This is a genomic window from Phaeovulum vinaykumarii (assembly GCF_900156695.1).
Classification (GTDB): domain Bacteria; phylum Pseudomonadota; class Alphaproteobacteria; order Rhodobacterales; family Rhodobacteraceae; genus Bieblia_A; species Bieblia_A vinaykumarii.
The window spans coordinates 1-15785 of sequence record NZ_FTOM01000006.1; the positions used below are offsets into that span (position 1 = coordinate 1).

The 15785-nt window shown below is 68.0% G+C and carries 17 protein-coding genes and 1 tRNA gene; 7 read left to right on the forward strand and 11 right to left on the reverse strand.

Going from position 1 to position 15785, the window contains the following annotated elements:
* Positions 1-451 precede the first annotated feature (451 nt).
* Both arsJ and ettA read right to left on the reverse strand, forming a co-directional pair.
* On the reverse strand, positions 452-1711 hold the full coding sequence (gene arsJ, locus BW949_RS11725; protein ID WP_076366328.1) for an organoarsenical effux MFS transporter ArsJ: 1260 nt from the start codon (positions 1709-1711) through the stop codon (positions 452-454).
* 197 nt (positions 1712-1908) lie between these two features.
* Complete coding sequence (ettA, locus tag BW949_RS11730) at positions 1909-3564, reverse strand: energy-dependent translational throttle protein EttA (protein WP_076366330.1); 1656 nt, start codon at positions 3562-3564, stop codon at positions 1909-1911.
* Between the two features lie 174 nt (positions 3565-3738).
* Here ettA and BW949_RS11735 point away from each other — a divergent pair, with 174 nt between their 5' ends.
* The gene (locus BW949_RS11735) at positions 3739-4713 is read left to right on the forward strand and encodes a hypothetical protein (protein ID WP_143524449.1); all 975 of its coding nucleotides are present in this window, start codon (positions 3739-3741) and stop codon (positions 4711-4713) included.
* A gap of 35 nt (positions 4714-4748) precedes the next feature.
* On the opposite strand, the gene BW949_RS11740 is transcribed toward BW949_RS11735, so the two are convergent.
* Positions 4749-4979 carry a sulfurtransferase TusA family protein gene (locus BW949_RS11740; protein WP_076366334.1) on the reverse strand — a complete coding sequence of 77 codons (231 nt, stop codon included), beginning with the start codon at positions 4977-4979 and terminating at the stop codon, positions 4749-4751.
* 145 nt (positions 4980-5124) lie between these two features.
* Between BW949_RS11740 and BW949_RS11745 the strand changes: the two genes are divergently transcribed.
* A complete protein-coding gene (locus BW949_RS11745) occupies positions 5125-5880 on the forward strand; it encodes a cytochrome c biogenesis CcdA family protein (protein ID WP_076366336.1) in 756 nt (251 codons plus the stop codon).
* Between the two features lie 18 nt (positions 5881-5898).
* Here BW949_RS11745 and BW949_RS11750 read toward each other — a convergent pair whose 3' ends face one another.
* On the reverse strand, positions 5899-6684 hold the full coding sequence (locus tag BW949_RS11750; protein ID WP_076366338.1) for an enoyl-CoA hydratase: 786 nt from the start codon (positions 6682-6684) through the stop codon (positions 5899-5901).
* 119 nt (positions 6685-6803) lie between these two features.
* On the opposite strand from BW949_RS11750, the gene BW949_RS11755 reads away from it, so the two are divergent.
* The 5 genes from BW949_RS11755 to BW949_RS11775 all read left to right on the forward strand — a co-directional run bounded on the left by BW949_RS11755 (position 6804) and on the right by BW949_RS11775 (position 9783).
* A complete protein-coding gene (locus BW949_RS11755; RefSeq protein WP_076366340.1) occupies positions 6804-7226 on the forward strand; it encodes a PaaI family thioesterase in 423 nt (140 codons plus the stop codon).
* Between the two features lie 162 nt (positions 7227-7388).
* Positions 7389-7853: a 50S ribosomal protein L13 gene (rplM, locus tag BW949_RS11760; RefSeq protein WP_076366342.1), complete on the forward strand. Its 465-nt coding sequence runs from the start codon at positions 7389-7391 to the stop codon at positions 7851-7853.
* A 3-nt stretch (positions 7854-7856) separates the two neighbouring features.
* Entirely contained in the window at positions 7857-8342 is a 486-nt protein-coding gene (gene rpsI, locus BW949_RS11765; protein WP_076366344.1) for a 30S ribosomal protein S9, read from the forward strand.
* 167 nt (positions 8343-8509) lie between these two features.
* Positions 8510-8586, forward strand: a tRNA-Arg gene (locus BW949_RS11770).
* Positions 8587-9102: 516 nt separating this feature from the next.
* The gene (locus tag BW949_RS11775) at positions 9103-9783 is read left to right on the forward strand and encodes a RibD family protein (RefSeq protein ID WP_076366346.1); all 681 of its coding nucleotides are present in this window, start codon (positions 9103-9105) and stop codon (positions 9781-9783) included.
* Between the two features lie 22 nt (positions 9784-9805).
* Here BW949_RS11775 and BW949_RS11780 read toward each other — a convergent pair whose 3' ends face one another.
* Genes BW949_RS11780 through BW949_RS11810 form a run of 7 tightly spaced genes read right to left on the reverse strand, consistent with a single transcriptional unit; the run spans position 9806 to position 15781 of the window.
* Complete coding sequence (locus tag BW949_RS11780; protein WP_076366348.1) at positions 9806-10807, reverse strand: FAD-dependent oxidoreductase; 1002 nt, start codon at positions 10805-10807, stop codon at positions 9806-9808.
* Positions 10808-10856: 49 nt separating this feature from the next.
* Positions 10857-11114, reverse strand: coding sequence for an RnfH family protein (locus BW949_RS11785; RefSeq protein ID WP_076366350.1), 258 nt, complete (start codon positions 11112-11114; stop codon positions 10857-10859).
* Entirely contained in the window at positions 11111-11842 is a 732-nt protein-coding gene (locus tag BW949_RS11790) for an electron transport complex subunit E (protein ID WP_076366352.1), read from the reverse strand. Before BW949_RS11790 ends, BW949_RS11785 begins: the two co-directional genes overlap by 4 nt.
* A 15-nt stretch (positions 11843-11857) precedes the next feature.
* Positions 11858-12529 carry an electron transport complex subunit RsxG gene (gene rsxG / locus BW949_RS11795; protein ID WP_083947750.1) on the reverse strand — a complete coding sequence of 224 codons (672 nt, stop codon included), beginning with the start codon at positions 12527-12529 and terminating at the stop codon, positions 11858-11860.
* The gene (locus tag BW949_RS11800) at positions 12526-13617 is read right to left on the reverse strand and encodes an RnfABCDGE type electron transport complex subunit D (protein WP_076366354.1); all 1092 of its coding nucleotides are present in this window, start codon (positions 13615-13617) and stop codon (positions 12526-12528) included. Before BW949_RS11800 ends, rsxG begins: the two co-directional genes overlap by 4 nt.
* The gene (gene rsxC / locus BW949_RS11805; RefSeq protein ID WP_076366356.1) at positions 13614-15215 is read right to left on the reverse strand and encodes an electron transport complex subunit RsxC; all 1602 of its coding nucleotides are present in this window, start codon (positions 15213-15215) and stop codon (positions 13614-13616) included. The genes BW949_RS11800 and rsxC overlap by 4 nt, the downstream gene beginning before the upstream one ends.
* Positions 15212-15781 carry an RnfABCDGE type electron transport complex subunit B gene (locus tag BW949_RS11810; protein WP_076366358.1) on the reverse strand — a complete coding sequence of 190 codons (570 nt, stop codon included), beginning with the start codon at positions 15779-15781 and terminating at the stop codon, positions 15212-15214. The genes rsxC and BW949_RS11810 overlap by 4 nt, the downstream gene beginning before the upstream one ends.
* Positions 15782-15785 lie beyond the last annotated feature (4 nt).

Genomic DNA, 15785 nt, shown 5'->3' on the forward strand with positions numbered 1-15785 from the left:
GAACAAACCCTAGAGAGCCGATATGCAAGACCTCAGTCGCCTGAACGACCAAACCGCCCGCATATCCCTTCATGCATCCAATAATGTCAAAGAGCATAGAGACAAAACCAACAGGAAGCGCTAAACTCTTTCAGCGCAACCCGCCAACCCGTCTCAGTTTTTTCCGTTTGCTTCCAGTGCCTTGCGGCCCTTTCCGCGCCCCGTCGCTGCGTCCGCTGCGTCGGTGAGGGGCTATTTACGGACCCACGACAAACTCCGCAACCCCCCTTTCGCACTTTCATCCCAATTTTTTCGCCCAATACTCACACAACACTAAATATGGCAGCGGCAGCACGCCGGACACCACATCTAGATGCGGGCCCCCGCAAAAAGCCCAAGTGCCCGCCACAAAGACCCACGCACCAAACAGGAATCAGCAGACAGGCCCGGCGAATCCCGGGCTGCGGGGGCCTCAGGCGCGGATCAGGCGGCGTGCGGACAGCCAGCTGGCCCCCGCCATCGCCCCGGCCGTGGCCAGGCACAGCGGCAGACCGCCCGCCTGGTAGCTCAGCCCCGACAGGAGCGTGCCGAGAAGCCGCCCCGCCGCATTGGCCATGTAATAGAACCCCACGTCGCGGGTGATCCGCTCGGCCGCGCCGAAGGCCAGGATCAGGTAGGAATGGATCGAGGAATTCACCGCGAAGACGAAGCCGAAGAGAAGCAGCCCCACCACCAGAAGCCCGGTCAGCCAGGGCGCGGGCCCGTCGGCCGCCCAGGCCGCCAGCGCCAGCACGAAGGGGATCGGCACCAGCCACCCCGCCCAGCGAACCGCGGCACGGGCGATCTCGGGTTCCGAGCGGCGGCGCGCGTCCAGAAGGCGGGGCGCGGCGGCCTGCACCAGCCCATAGGCGATGATCCAGACCGCCATGAAACCGCCCACCAGGAAGAAGGCCTCGCGCCGCCCCTCGGCGGTGCCGTCCGACAGGACCGCGTGGAAATAGATCGGGATGCCGACGACGAACCAGACATCGCGCGCGCCGAACAGGAACATCCGCGCCAGGCTGAGCCGGTTGACCCGCGCATCCGTCGACCGCCAGCCCGACCAGCTGTCCGCGCCCTTCATCCGCCCCGGCAGGCCCGCAGGCAGGAACAGCACCACCGCCAGCAGGATCAGCGCCAGCACCGCCGCCATCCCCCAGACCGCCGCCTTGAACCCCGCCAGCCCAAGGAGCGCCGCGCCCAGGAAGAAGCCCAGGCCCTTGACCGCGTTCTTCGAGCCCGTCAGCGCCGCCACCCAGCGGAAAAGGCCGCCCTCGGCCGACGGCGCCAGAAGCTTGACCGCCGATTTCGACGACATCTTGGCCAGATCCTTGGCCACGCCGGACACACCCTGCACCGCCATCACGAAGACGACCGAGGCCGGGATGGACCAGCCGGGGTCCAGTTGCGCCAGCGCCACCAGCGCCCCGATCTGGAGGCCCAGCCCACCATAGAGCGTGGCCGCCAGCCCGAAGCGCGCCGCCAGCCAGCCCGCGGCCAGATTGGTCGCGATCCCCGCGATCTCGTAGAGCAGGAACAGCCAGGCCAGCTGCACGGGTGAAAAGCCCAGGCCGTTGAAATGCAACAGCACCAGCATCCGCAGCGCGCCATCCGACAGCATGAACGCCCAATAGGCGGCGGTGACGGCGCCATAGGCGCGCAGCGGGCTTGGGGAGAGAGGGGCGGCGCTCATCGGCGCCCCGCGGCGGCAGGCGCCGGGCCAATGCGCAGGCACGGCCCGAATCGGCCGGAAACATCACGGTCGGAGAGCAGTGCGCCAAGCTTCATGGCAAAGGCTTACGAAACCCGTGCGCCCCGCGCAAATGAAGCTTGCATGACGGCGGGCAGAGGGGCCCCGACACCGGTCCCGGCACCGGGGCCCCGCAGGGGTCAGCGGGTGAACTTCTTGTATTTGACGCGCTTGGGCTCGACCGCATCCGGGCCCAGCCGGCGGATCTTGTCCTGTTCATAGGCCTCGAAGTTGCCCTCGAACCATTCGACATGGGCTTCGCCCTCGAAGGCCAGGATATGCGTGCACAGCCGGTCCAGGAAGAAGCGGTCGTGCGAGATGATGACCGCGCAGCCCGCGAAATCGTCGAGCGCGGCCTCCAGCGCCTGAAGCGTCTCGACGTCCAGGTCGTTGGTCGGTTCGTCCAGCAGCAGCACGTTGCCGCCCGATTTCAGCAGCTTGGCCATGTGCACGCGGTTGCGTTCCCCGCCCGACAGCAGACCCACCTTCTTCTGCTGGTCGCCGCCCTTGAAGTTGAACGCCCCGCAATAGGCGCGGCTGTTCATCTGCGCGTCGCCCAGTTCGATCTGCTCGGCCCCGCCCGAGATTTCCTCCCAGACGGTCTTGTCGGGATCGAGCGCATCGCGCGACTGGTCGACATAGGCCAGCTTCACCGTATCGCCAAAGGTGATGGTGCCCTGGTCGGGGGTCTCGTGGCCGGTCAGCATCCGGAACAGCGTGGATTTCCCCGCGCCGTTCGGGCCGATGACGCCGACAATGCCCCCCGGCGGCAGGCTGAAGGACAGGTTCTCCATCAACTGCTTGTCGCCGAAATGCTTGGACAGGCCCTCGACCTCGATCACCTTCTGACCCAGACGCGGGCCGTTGGGGATGATGATCTGGGCGCGGGACATCTTCTCGCGCTCGGACTGGCTGGCCATTTCCTCATAGGCGTTGATCCGCGCCTTCTGCTTGGCCTGACGGGCCTTGGCGCCCGAACGGATCCACTCAAGCTCCTTCTCCAGAACCTTCTGGCGGGCCTTGTCCTCGCGGGCTTCCTGCTCCAGCCGCTTGGCCTTCTGCTCAAGCCAGCTGGAATAATTCCCCTCGTAGGGGACACCGCGGCCGCGGTCGAGCTCCAGGATCCAGCCGGTGATGTCATCCAGGAAGTAGCGGTCGTGGGTGACGATCAGGATCGTGCCCTGATATTCGATCAGGTGCTTTTGCAGCCAGGCAATGGTTTCGGCGTCGAGGTGGTTGGTCGGTTCGTCCAGAAGCAGCATGTCCGGCGCCTCGAGCAGCAGCTTGCACAGCGCCACCCGACGGCGTTCACCCCCCGACAGGGTGCTGACATCGGCGTCATCGGGCGGGCAGCGCAGGGCCTCCATCGCCACGTCGACCTGGCTGTCCAGATCCCACAGGTTCTCGGCGTCGATCTCATCCTGAAGACGCGCCATCTCGTCGGCGGTCTCGTCGGAATAATTCATCGCCAGTTCGTTATAGCGTTCCAGCTTGGCGCGCTTGGCGGCCACGCCCAGCATGACGTTGCCGCGCACGTCAAGGCTTTCATCCAGCTGGGGTTCCTGCGGCAGGTAGCCCACGCGCGCGCCCTTGGCCGCCCAGGCTTCGCCGGTGAAATCCTTGTCGATCCCGGCCATGATGCGCAGAAGCGTGGATTTCCCCGCGCCGTTGACGCCGACGACCCCGATCTTCACCCCCGGCAAGAAGTTCAGCCGGATGTTCTCGAAGCACTTCTTGCCGCCGGGATAGGTCTTGGAGACGCCGTCCATGTGATAGACGTATTGATACGAGGCCATGTCAAACTCTCCTGCGGGATCGCGTTTGGGCCTATCTAGTCGACCGAACCCCGAAGGGAAAGGCCCGCGCGCACGGCGCGGTCGGGTTGCTGCCCCTTGGGCGCACTGGTAAGAACGCGCAAGAAACCATGAGACGCCGCACGCGGCACGCCCCGCATCACTCTGGAGATGTCAATGAACCCGCCAGTTTATTTGCATATCGGCCAGCCCAAGAGCGCGACGACCTCCATCCAGAGCTTCATGAACCGCAACCGCGCCGCCCTGGATGCGCGCGGCATCCTCTATCCGCTTGCGGGCTTGCAGCATACCGCCCACCATCCGTTCGCGGGCGCCTGCTCCCGCCAGCCGATCAACTGGATCGTCCCCATGGATCCGGCCGACATGATCGCCCGGCTGAAGGCCGAGATCGCGCCCCGGCGCCACCGGGCCGTGGTCCTCAGCTCCGAGGCCTTCTATTACGGGACCGTCGAGCCGGCTCTGGTGCGGAAGCTGTTCGACGGGTTCGATCTGCGCATCATGGTTGCGCTGCGTCGCCAGGATGAATGGTTCGAATCCGCCGTGCGCGACAACATCAGGACCGGATTCTTCAAGCGGCAACCCTGGCCCGCGAACGTCAACGACCTGATGCCGGCCATGCGCTACGCCGACGTTCTGGGTCGCTGGGCGGAGGTCTTCGGCAAGCAGAATATCATGGTGTCCGTGTTCGAGCCGAAATCGGGCATGCAACCGGTCGAGAAGAGCTTTCTTGCGCAGATCGGCGAAACCGACTTCTCCGGGTACGAAATCGGCCCGCGCGCGAACGAGCGCCTCAGCCAGGATTGTCTTTCCTGGCTTCAGCACGGGCCAAACGAGCAGCGCATCTCGGCCGAGCATTTCAAGGTGCTCAGGCTGCTCGCCCTGTATTCGCGCGAGAACCCCGATCCGCCGGAACTGAAATACTTGGTGCCGCCGCAGGTTCGCCGCGACATCCTGGACGCCGTTGCCGAGCAGAACGAGATCGTCGCACGCGAATATCTGGGCAACCAGGATGGCGTCCTGTTCGACACGGCCCCGCCCAACGATGTCTGGGTCAAATATCCCGGCCTTCACCCGAAGGCCGCGGCCGCCATCGACAATTTCGTCGCGCGCGGCATCACCCGGAAATTCTGAGCCGCGCCGCGCCCAGGTCCGACAGCCGGCGCCCGTCAGGGCGCGCGGCGCACCAGATAGGTCTTCGTGTCGCCGTCATCGCGGGCCGAAAGCAACTCGTGTCCGTCGGTGGCGCAGAAATGCGGGACGTCGATCCACGAGGCCCCGTCCGTGGCGATCAGGCGCACGATGGCACCGGGCGCCTGGGCGGCCAGCACCTTGCGCAGGCGCAGCACCGGAAGCGGGCACAGCAACCCGCGCGCATCTATTTCAGCCGCGATCTCCATGCCCGCTGCTCTAGGGCGGCGGCGGCGCGTTGTCCATCCCGCGCCCCGCCCGCGCGCCGCTATCCCAAGCATGTGAGCGGGCGTGAGCGCGCACCCCTGCCGGCGCAGGGTGACGGCGCCCGGCGGATGGGCTAAGCCTGCGGGCATGTTCGGAATCGACGCCGCCAGCACCCTGTCCGATGGGGCCTTCCTCTCCGCCGCCGCGATCGCGCTGTGGTCGGGTATCCTGTCCTTTCTCTCGCCCTGCGTGCTGCCGATCGTGCCGCCCTATCTGGCCTATATCGGCGGGGTCTCGGTCTCGGAACTGCGCGGTGGACGCGCGCGCGCGCTCCTGCCGGCGGCCTTCTTCGTGCTGGGCCTCTCGACCGTCTTCCTGTTCCTGGGCTTTGCCGCCTCGAGCCTGGGGCGGCTGGTTCTGGGCCACCGCGAGACATTGTCGCTGATCTCGGGGCTGGTGGTGATCGGGCTGGGGCTGCATTTCGTGGGCCTTTACCGCATCCCGCTTCTGGACCGCGAGGCCCGTCTGGACGTCGGCACCAAGGGCGGAACCGCGCTTGGCGCCTATGTGCTGGGGCTGGCCTTCGCCTTCGGCTGGACGCCCTGCATCGGCCCGCAGCTGGGCATGATCCTGTCGCTGGCGGCCACCGCGGGCGACACCACCCGCGGCACCGCGCTTCTGGGGATCTATGCGCTGGGGCTTGGGTTGCCCTTCCTGCTGGCGGCGGCCTTCATCAGCCGCGCCATGACGCTGATGACCCGGCTCAAGCCTCACATGCGGCTGATCGAGCGGGTGATGGGCGTGCTGCTGATCCTGGTCGGGCTGGCGCTGGCCACGGGCGGGATGTCGGCCTTCAGCTTCTGGCTGCTCGAGACCTTCCCCGCCCTGGCCGCCTGGGGCTAGGGCGTCCGACCTGCCCGCTCAGGCCCAATCGGGAGCGCGTTTCTCGATGAAGGCCTGCACGCCCTCGGCGGTGTCGCGCCACATCATGTTCTCGACCATCACCGCCCCGGCATAGTCATAGGCCGCGGCCAGATCCTTGCCCGCCTGTTCGTAGAAGGCGCGCTTGCCGATCCGCAGCGCCGGGTTCAGCTTCTGCGCCAGCGTCTGCGCCAGCCGGTCGGTTTCGGCGCGCAGGGCCCCCGGCGGCACGACCCGGTTGACCAGACCCACCTCGCGGGCGCGGGTGGCGTCGATGAATTCGCCCGTGCTCAGCATCTCGAAGGCCACCTTGCGCGGCACGTTGCGGCTAAGCGCGACCATCGGCGTCGAACAGAACAGCCCGATGTTCACCCCGTTGACGCCAAAGCGCGTGCCCTCGGCCGCCACGGCCAGATCGCAGCTGGCCACCAGCTGGCAGCCCGCCGCGGTGGCGATGCCGTGGGCCTCGGCGATCACCGGCTGCGGCAGGGCCGGGATCATCTGCATCACCTCGGCGCAGCGCGCGAAGAGAGCGGCGAAATAGGCCCGCCCGCCGTCCTCGGCCTGGCGGCCCGCCTGCATCTCCTTGAGGTCATGGCCCGCGCAGAAGGCCTTGCCCGCGCCGCGGATCACCACCGCGCGAATGCCGCCGTCCTCGGCCAGCGCCCCCAGCTGCGCCTTCAGCGCCGCCAGCATCGCATCCGACAGCGCATTCAGCTTGTCCGGCGCATTCATCGTCAGATGCGCAACCGCCCCGTGGTCCGCACGGATCACCAGATCTTCCATTGAAACTCCTCCCCTTTGGCGCAAGCCTATGCGGGCCGGGGGAGGACAGGCAACGCCATTGAAGGCCTGCCCGTGCAGGATGGCGCGCCCGATAGCGCGTTGGGGGGGAGAGGACCGACATGACACAGATGGACGTGGCGCGGCTGAACAGCTTTCTCGAGGAGGCCTTCCCGCAGGTGGCCCCCGATTTCACCGTGCGCGCGGTGACCGAGGACGGGGTCGAGGTCGTCCTTCTTCCGCGCGAGGCGCATCTTCGGCCCGGCGGCACCGTTTCGGGGCCCACGCTCTTTGCGCTGGCCGACGTGGCGGTCTATCTGGCGATCCTGGCCCGGATCGGGCCGGTGGCGCTGGCGGTGACCACAAATGCCAGCATCGACTTTTTGCGCAAGCCCGAGGCCGCCACGGATCTTGTCGCGCAGGCACGGCTTCTGAAGCTGGGCAAACGGCTGGCGGTGGGGGATGTGCTGATCGTGCCCGAGCAGGGCGGGCCGCCGCTGGCCCGTGCGTCGCTGACCTATTCGATTCCGCCGAAGACCGCATGAGCCCCTGATTTGAAGGGGTTGCGCATGGGGTATTTAGAAACCTATTTTTCAAGGCATTGACAGAAAAGGGAAAAGCGCGGCTTGCAAGGCTTGATTTCGCACCGGAAATCTCGGATAAGCCCGCATCCGAAAAGCATCAGCCTACCAAAGGGCGAAAGACCGATGAAAACCTATACCGCGAAACCGGCGGAGATCGAGAAGAAGTGGATCCTGATCGACGCCGAGGGCGTCGTTCTGGGCCGCCTCGCCACGATCGTCGCCATGCGCCTGCGGGGCAAGCACAAGCCCACCTACACGCCGCACATGGACATGGGCGACAACGTGATCGTCATCAACGCCGACAAGGTGCAGATGACCGGCACCAAGCGTGAAGACAAGCGTTACTACTGGCACACCGGCCACCCGGGCGGGATCAAGTCGCGCACCGCGCGTCAGATCCTCGAGGGGGCGCATCCCGAGCGTGTGGTCATCAAGGCGGTCGAGCGCATGATCTCGCGCAACCGTCTGGGCCGCCAGCAGATGTCGAACCTGCGCGTCTATGCCGGCGCCGAGCATCCGCATGAGGCTCAGCAGCCCGAAGTCCTCGACGTCAAGTCGATGAACCCGAAGAACACCCGGAGCGCGTAAGAGATGGCCGAAGAACTCAAATCCCTCGACGATCTGAAGTCGGCGGTGGCAGGCACCCCGGCGGCGTCCGACGCGCCCGCCCGCGAACCGCAGCGTGACGCGCTGGGCCGCGCCTATGCCACCGGCAAGCGCAAGGATGCCGTCGCCCGCGTCTGGGTCAAGCCCGGCACCGGCAAGGTTACCGTCAACGGCAAGGACATGGACGCCTATTTCGCGCGTCCGGTGCTTCAGATGATCCTGCGTCAGCCGTTCCAGGTGGCCAATGTCGAAGGCCAGTTCGACGTCTACGCCACCGTGACCGGCGGCGGGCTGTCGGGCCAGGCCGGTGCGGTCAAGCACGGCATCTCGCGCGCGCTGCAACTCTATGAACCGTCGCTGCGTGGCGCGCTGAAAGCCGCCGGCTTCCTGACCCGCGACTCGCGCGTCGTCGAACGGAAGAAATACGGCAAGGCGAAAGCCCGCCGCTCGTTCCAGTTCTCGAAACGCTGATCCGTTTCCCCGAGCTTTCGGAAGGGGCCGCCCGTGTCGCGGCCCCTTTCGCATGTCGGCCCCCCCCCCCCCCCCCCCCCCCCCCCCCCCCCCCCCCCCCCCCCCCCCCCCCCCGCCCCCGCGCCTGCTAAAGAATTCTGCCTGTCGGTGGCGGGTCCACCGTGGCTGGCCCCGTGGCTCAACTGGATAGAGCAGTCCCCTCCTAAGGGACAGGTTACAGGTTCGAATCCTGTCGGGGTCACCATTTTCTCTTTGATTTAACTCGATATTCTGTGCGCGAACCGTGTTGCTCCCGGCTGCGAACAGTCGCCCAGAAGGTTCAGTGTGCGCCCTTTGTTCCATCTCCCTGTGTGCCATGCTATGGCTTGGGCGGTTTCCAGCATCAGCGAGTTGCCATGAAGAACGACCCGCCGTCGCTTGATCTTAACGCCTTCAATTGCCCCTACTGTCACGCGTTCGCGCATCAGGATTGGTATGCGGGAGGGGCCCATCATTGAGCTCGGAACCTGCCCCTAGGCGACATTTTCAAGAACGCTGCGCTCGCACAGCGCAATGATCCGGCGCTCTTTAACACTGAAAACAGCCAGTCCTGCCTTGCTTTAGGCAGCGTCATGTTCAGCAAATGTGCAAGCTGTCATAAGGTGGCCGTGTGGGTCCATGCGGGGATCGGGCATTCCGGGCCCGACCGCATCGGCCTAGGGTCAGCGGATCGCTGCCCGGCGCCTTCGCGTCAGGGCGCGCATCCGACCAAAGGCCCGCCATGACCCGACCGCATATCATCTGTCACATGATCACCACGCTCGACGGGCGGCTGGTGCCCGACCGCTGGCCCTGGAGCGAGCCCGAGTTACTGGAGATCTACGACCCGGCCGCCGCGCGTCTGGGCGCCGACGGCTGGATCGCGGGGCGGCGCACGATGGCGCATTATCTGCCCGAGGGCGCGCCCGCGCTGGCCGACACCCCGGCGCCCTGGCCCGATCATCTCGCCCCGCGCGCCGGGTGTTCGCTGGGCATCGCCTTCGACCGCGACGGGCGGCTTCGGCCCGAAAGCGGCGATCTGGACGGGGATCACCTGGTGCTGGCGCTGTCGGATCGGGTCGCACGCACCCATGTCGCGGATCTGGCCGCGCGCGGGGTGTCGGTCGTGTCGACCGGGCCCGAGGGCAATGACCTGAGTGGCGCGCTGGCGCGGATCGGCGCGCATTTCGGGGTGCGGCGCCTCCTGCTCGAGGGGGGCGGCACGCTCAACGGCGCCTTTCTGGCCGCCGATCTGATCGACGAGACCAGCACCCTGATCGCGCCGCTGATCGACGGCGAAGGCGGCGCCCGCGCGATCTATGACCAGCCTGCCCCGCAGCAGGCCCGCACGCTTCAGCTGATCTCGGCGGAAACGCTGGCGCGCGGCACGATCTGGCTGCGCCATCGCGTGCAGCGGCGCTGACAATCCACGGTGCGGCGGGCAATCAGCCGGCCAGCACCTGCGCCGAGCGCCGCGCGTCGGCCAGGGTGCGCCGCGCCGCCTTGCGCGCGTCGCCCAGAACCAGCGCGGCCGTGCGCAGATCCGAGCGGCCCTGCCCATCGCAGGGACACCAGCCGCTGGCATCGGCAAGCCCCGCCCCCTGCGCGATGGCGCCCGCCATCAGCGGCGGGACAAAGTTCACCACATCGGCGCGCAGCGCCCCGGCGTCGGTCTCGATCAGACCGCGGCGCGCATCGACGGCGCGCACGACACCGCCCTTGCCCGCCCCATGCCAGGCGACCGTGGCGCCCGCGGGAACAACATCCGCAAAGGCGCGGGCCAGCCGGTCAGTGCCGGTCGCGTCCAGCACCGTCAGCCGCGCGCGCGGCCGCGCCGCCACCGCCCCCGCCAGCGTCACCGCACGCGCCAGCGCGACCTGCGGATGGCTGACCTCGGCGGGCAGACGCAGCACGACATGGCCCCCCTCGGGCAGGGCCGCCAGTTGGGCTGACAGCCGCCGCGCCTCGCGCGCGCTGCCCCAGGCGGCGGGCCATTCGTGACGCGTCCGCGCATCCAGCCCCGCGATCGTCTCGGGGCGCGGCGCGGTACCGGGCGCCATCACCAGCCGGTCGAAGGCCAGCGACCGCCCGCTGAACAGCGCCAACCGCGCCGCCGTCCAATCCACCCCGGTCACATCGTCCAGCACCACCTCGACACCCGCCGCGCGCAGCGCCGACAGCGTGACATCGGCCTGCGGCGGGGCAAAGGCCGCCACCGGCGCCGCGGCACGCGCCAGCCGCGCGGGATCGCGTTCGACCAGCAGCACCGAGGCGCGCGGGTTGGCCGCGGCCAGCGTCAGCGCGGCCTCGGCCCCCGCGGGACCGCCCCCCACGACGATGGCGCGGGCACCGGGATCCAGGCGCAGGGCCAGCCCCCCGGCCGTGCCCAGCGCGGACAGGGCGGCAAGGCCGAGGGTGAAATGACGGCGGCTCAGGCTGTGGTGCATGGCGATGACTCCTTGCGGGGCGGGATCGGGCCGCGGCCCTTGCCCGGTCTCAGCGTTTCTTTTCCAGCAGTTCGGCTTCGGGGTGGATGGGGCGATAGATCTCGACCCGATCACCTTCGTTCAGCGGCTTCTCGAGCTTGCAGATCGCCCCGAAGATCCCGACCTTGTTGACCTCGAGGTCGATCTCGGGGAATTGCGCCAGAAGGCCCGACCGTTCGATCGCGTCGCGCGCGGTCGCGCCCTCGGGGACATCGACGTTCTTCCAGACCTGCACGGTCGGCTTGGCATAGGCGACACCCACGATCATTCGTCCTCTCCCGCGTCGAGTTTCGGCGTCAGCAGGCCGGCGGCGGTGAAGACACGCTCGCCGCGGCGGTCCTTGATCTCCTGTTCCAGGCTGGGCTTGCGCCGGTCGATGATGGTCTTGAGCGCAAGAAGCAGCCCCACCAGGATGAAGCCCCCCGGCGGCAGGATCGCCAGCAGGAAGCCCGGGTAATCGTGGAACACCGTGATCTCCATGAAGGAGAATTGCGCCCCCAGCAGCACCGAGGCCTGGGCAAACAGCGTGCCCGACCCCACCACCTCGCGCAGCGCGCCCACGACCACCAGCGCGATGGTGAAGCCGATCCCCATCATCAGCCCGTCGAAGGCCGAGACCAGCACCCCGTTGCGCGAGGCAAAGGCCTCGGCGCGGCCCAGGATGGCGCAGTTGGTCACGATCAGCGCGATGAACAGGCCCAGAACCTTGTGCAGGTCATGCGCCCAGGCGTTCAGCGCCAGGTCCACCACCGTCACCAGACAGGCGATGACCAGCACGAAGACCGGGATGCGGATTTCCGGCGCGATCACCTTGCGCAAGGCCGAGATCAGCACGTTCGAGGCAATGAGCACCGCCGTCGAGGCGATCCCCAGGCCCAGCCCGTTGGTGGCGGTGCCGGTGATGGCCAGCGCCGGACACAGCGCCAGAAGCTGGCCGAAGACGATGTTCTTGTCCCAGATCCCGTCGCGGGCAATCTTGGCGTAGGTGTTGGACATGGACCGTCTCCTCCGTCAGGATTTCGCGGGAATGGGCGCGGTCAGCGCCGCGCGGTTGCGGGCAAAGAACTCAAGTCCGCGGTAGATCGTGGCCACCACCGCGCGCGGCGTGATCGTGGCCCCCGAGAACTGATCGAAGATGCCGCCGTCGCGCTTGACCTTCCAGCCCTCGGGCGCGGGATCGCCCAGCGAACGGCCGGCAAAGCCGTCGATCCAGTCGCCCTTGGCGGCCTCGATCTTGTCGCCCAGACCCGGCGTTTCGGTATGCGAGAGCACCCGCACCCCCAGGATCGATCCGTCGGGCGCCATCCCCATCAGGACGTGGATCGCGCCGCCGTAGCCATAGCCCACCAGCTCGAACGCCAGCCCCGAGACCGCCGCGCCTTGCGTGGCCACATAGACCCGGACCGGCCCTTCCGCGGCATCCTCGATCACGCGCGCATCGGCGGTGGGGTCGTTCTCGTGCAGCGCGGGCGGGATCACCTGTTCGAGCGACGCCACCAGATCCTCGGCCGTGCGGGCCGCGATCGGCGCGCGCGTCGCCTCATTGACCCAGGCCAGCGCCAGCGCCGCGATCAGCGAGAAGAGCCCCAGCATCAGCCCAAGGACGGGCGGCGCGCTCTTCAGCGCGGCCAGCCGGTCGCCCAGGCTGCGGCGGGTCTTTTCGGCGGGGGCGTCCTTGGTCATTTCTTCTCTCCGCGCGGGGACTTGCTCTTCTTGACCGGAAGCGGCTTGCCGGTCCGGGTGCGCCCGAAGACGCGCGGGCGCACATAGGTTTCGATCAGCGGCGTGCAGGCGTTCATCAGCAGCACCGCAAAGGCCACCCCCTCGGGGAAGGCGCCCCAGGTGCGGATCACGAAGACCAGCGCCCCGATGGCGACGCCATAGATCAGCTTGCCCGCCGCGGTGACCGGCGAGGTCACGTAATCGGTGGCAATGAAGAAGGCGCACAGCATGGTGGACCCGGCCGTCAGATGCAGGATCGGCGGCGCGTAGCGGTCGGGCGCCACAAAGGACGTCAGCGCCGCCAGCCCCGCGATCGTGCCCAGCACCGCCAGCGGGATCACCGGGGTGATGATCCGCATCCCCACCAGCAGCAGCCCGCCCAGCAACAGCAGGCCGGTGCTGGTCTCGCCCAGACTGCCCGGCACCAGGCCGATCATCCGCGCCTCGAGATCCGCAAGGCCGGGCATGATCTCGGACATCGTGGCGCCGGCGCCCAGCTGGCTTTTCATGTGGCTCAGCGTCGAGGCGCTGGAGACCACGTCATATTCCTGCGACCCGGCGAAGGTGATCGCCAGCGCCTGCCAGATGTCGGGCCCGTCCAGAATACCCACGGGCGGCACCCAGGTCGTCATGTGGACCGGCAGCGCCACCAGCAGCATCGCCCGCGCCACCATGGCCGGGTTGAACAGGTTCTGCCCCAGCCCGCCGAACATGTGCTTGGCAATGATGATGGCGATCCCCGCCCCCAGCATCCCCACCCACCAGGGCGCATAGGGCGGCAGCGTCATCGCCACCAGCCAGCCGGTCAGAATGGCCGAGCCGTCGCGCGCAAAGGGGCCGATCGGCTTGCCGGCGATCCACAGGCAGGCCACCTCGAACACCCAGGCCGAGATCACCGTGACCAGGAACAGGAAGATTGCCGGCCAGCCGAATTGATAGAGGCCGAACAGCGTCGCCGGCGCCAGCGCCACGCTGACCGTCAGCATGGTGCGCGAGACGGTGAAGCGCGTATGCGTATGCGGACCCGAGGCAAGCATGGGCGCGGTCATTGCGTGGCACCTCCGTCACGGGTGGATTCGGCCTGAGCGGTCTGGGGCTGGCTCGTTGGGGCCTGATCCGGCGGGGTCTCGGCCGATGCGGCGCGGGCGGCGGCCTCGGCCTCGCGTTTCTTCTTGGCGGCCATCTCGGCCTTGCGCTTGGCCATCATCTGCCGCTTGGCCTCGGCGGCGGCTTCCTCGCGCGCCTTGCGGGCGGCGGCCAGACGCTTGGCCTCCTCCTGCTGGTGGCGGCGGCCTTCCTCTTCGGCCAGCTTGCCCTTGGCATAGTGGATCGTCTGCACCAGCGGGATATTCGACGGACAGGCGAAGGAACAGCAGCCGCAGGTCAGGCAATCCAGAAGCCCGATCTTGACCGCGCCCTCCAGATCCCCCGACTGGATACGGGCATTCAGCTCGAACGGCGTCAGCCCCACCGGACAGCCCTGCGCGCAGCGCCCGCAGCGGATGCAGGGCATCGTGTCGCGGTCGGGCGTCTCGGCGGCGGTCAGCGCCAGGATGCCGCTGGTGCCCTTGACCACCGGCACGCGGCGGTTCTGGATCGGCTGGCCCATCATCGGCCCGCCCAGAAGCAGCCGGTCGGGATCTTCGACCAGGCCGCCGCAATGCTCCAGCACCTCGGCCACCGGCGTGCCGATCAGCACGCGCACATTGGCCGGACGCTTCACGCCCCGGCCCGAGACCGTCACCACGCGCGAGATCAGCGGCTCGCCATAGCGCACGGCCAGGTGGACGGCATGGGCGGTGCCGGCGTTATGCACCACCACGCCCAGATCGGCGGTCAGCGCACGGGCCGGGGTCTCGCGGCCGGTGATGGTCTTGACCAGATGTTTCTCCGAGCCCATCGGATATTGCGTCGGCACCACCTGGACCCGCGACGGAATGCCCAGCGCGCGGTCGAACTGCTGCATGGCCGCGATCGCCTGCGGCTTGTTCGATTCGATCGCCACGACGATCTGACGAACCCCCAGCGCGCGGGCCATGATGCCGATGCCGTCATAGATGTCCTCGGCGCGCTCGCGCATCAGCCGGTCATCGCAGGTCAGGTAGGGCTCGCATTCGGCGCCATTGATGACCAGCGTGTGCAGATCATAGCGCGCGCGCAGGTTCAGCTTGACCGCCGCCGGGAAGGTGGCGCCGCCCATGCCGACGATGCCGGCCTCGGCCACCTGCGCGGCGATCTCCTCGGGGGTCGCATTCTCGGGGCGCAGGCGCGGCAGGCGCGGACCCCAGGTGTCCTCGCCGTCGGGGCGGATGGTGATCGTGGGCACCGGCAGCGCCGACGGGTGCGGCGCCGCGAAATGGCCGACCGCAATGACCCGGCCCGAGGTGGGCGCATGGATGTTGGCCGACACCGGCCCGCGCGCCTTGCCGATCAGCTGCCCCTTCAGGACGTGGTCGTCGCGCTTGACCATGGGTTCGGCCTCGGCGCCGATATGCTGTTGCAGCGGGATGCGCAGCAGCGACGGGATCGGCATGTCCTCGATCGCGCTTTCCGAACTGAGGTTCTTGCGCGTCTCGGGGTGCACGCCCCCGCGGACGGTGAAATATTGCGACGGGCGCAACAGCGAGGCGATGGAAGGAAGGGTCATGCCGGATACTCCTCGGCGCCCGCACCGAATTTCGGCTGCGGTTTCTCCCAGTACCAGCTCTTGAGGGTTCTGGGCTTGGCGCGGATCACGATGGCTTCGGTGGGGCAGACCTCGACGCAGGCGTCGCAGCCGATGCAGGCATCCACGATGACGGTGTGGATCTGCTTGTTGGCGCCGATGATCGCATCGGTCGGGCAACGCTTGAAGCACTTCATGCAGCCGGTGCAATGGTCCTCGAAGATGAAGGCGACATGGGGTTCCTCATCGGCCATGTCCGACAGCGCCGCATCCCCGTCACCGCCGGGATCGACGATCTCGGCCAGTTGCAGCGCCACATCGCGCCCGCCCGGCGTGCAGGCGGTGACCGGCGCGGTGCCCTCGGCCATGGCCTCGGCCAGGCCGCGGCAGCCGGGATAGCCGCAGGCGCCGCAATTGGTGCCGGGCAGGATGCCGTCGATCTCGTCGATGATGGGCGGGGTCTCGACGTGGAAGCGCCGGGCGGCGACCCCCAGCAGGAGGCCGAGGCCAAGGCCCAGGGCGGACATGGAGGCAGCGGCTTCGATCATGACA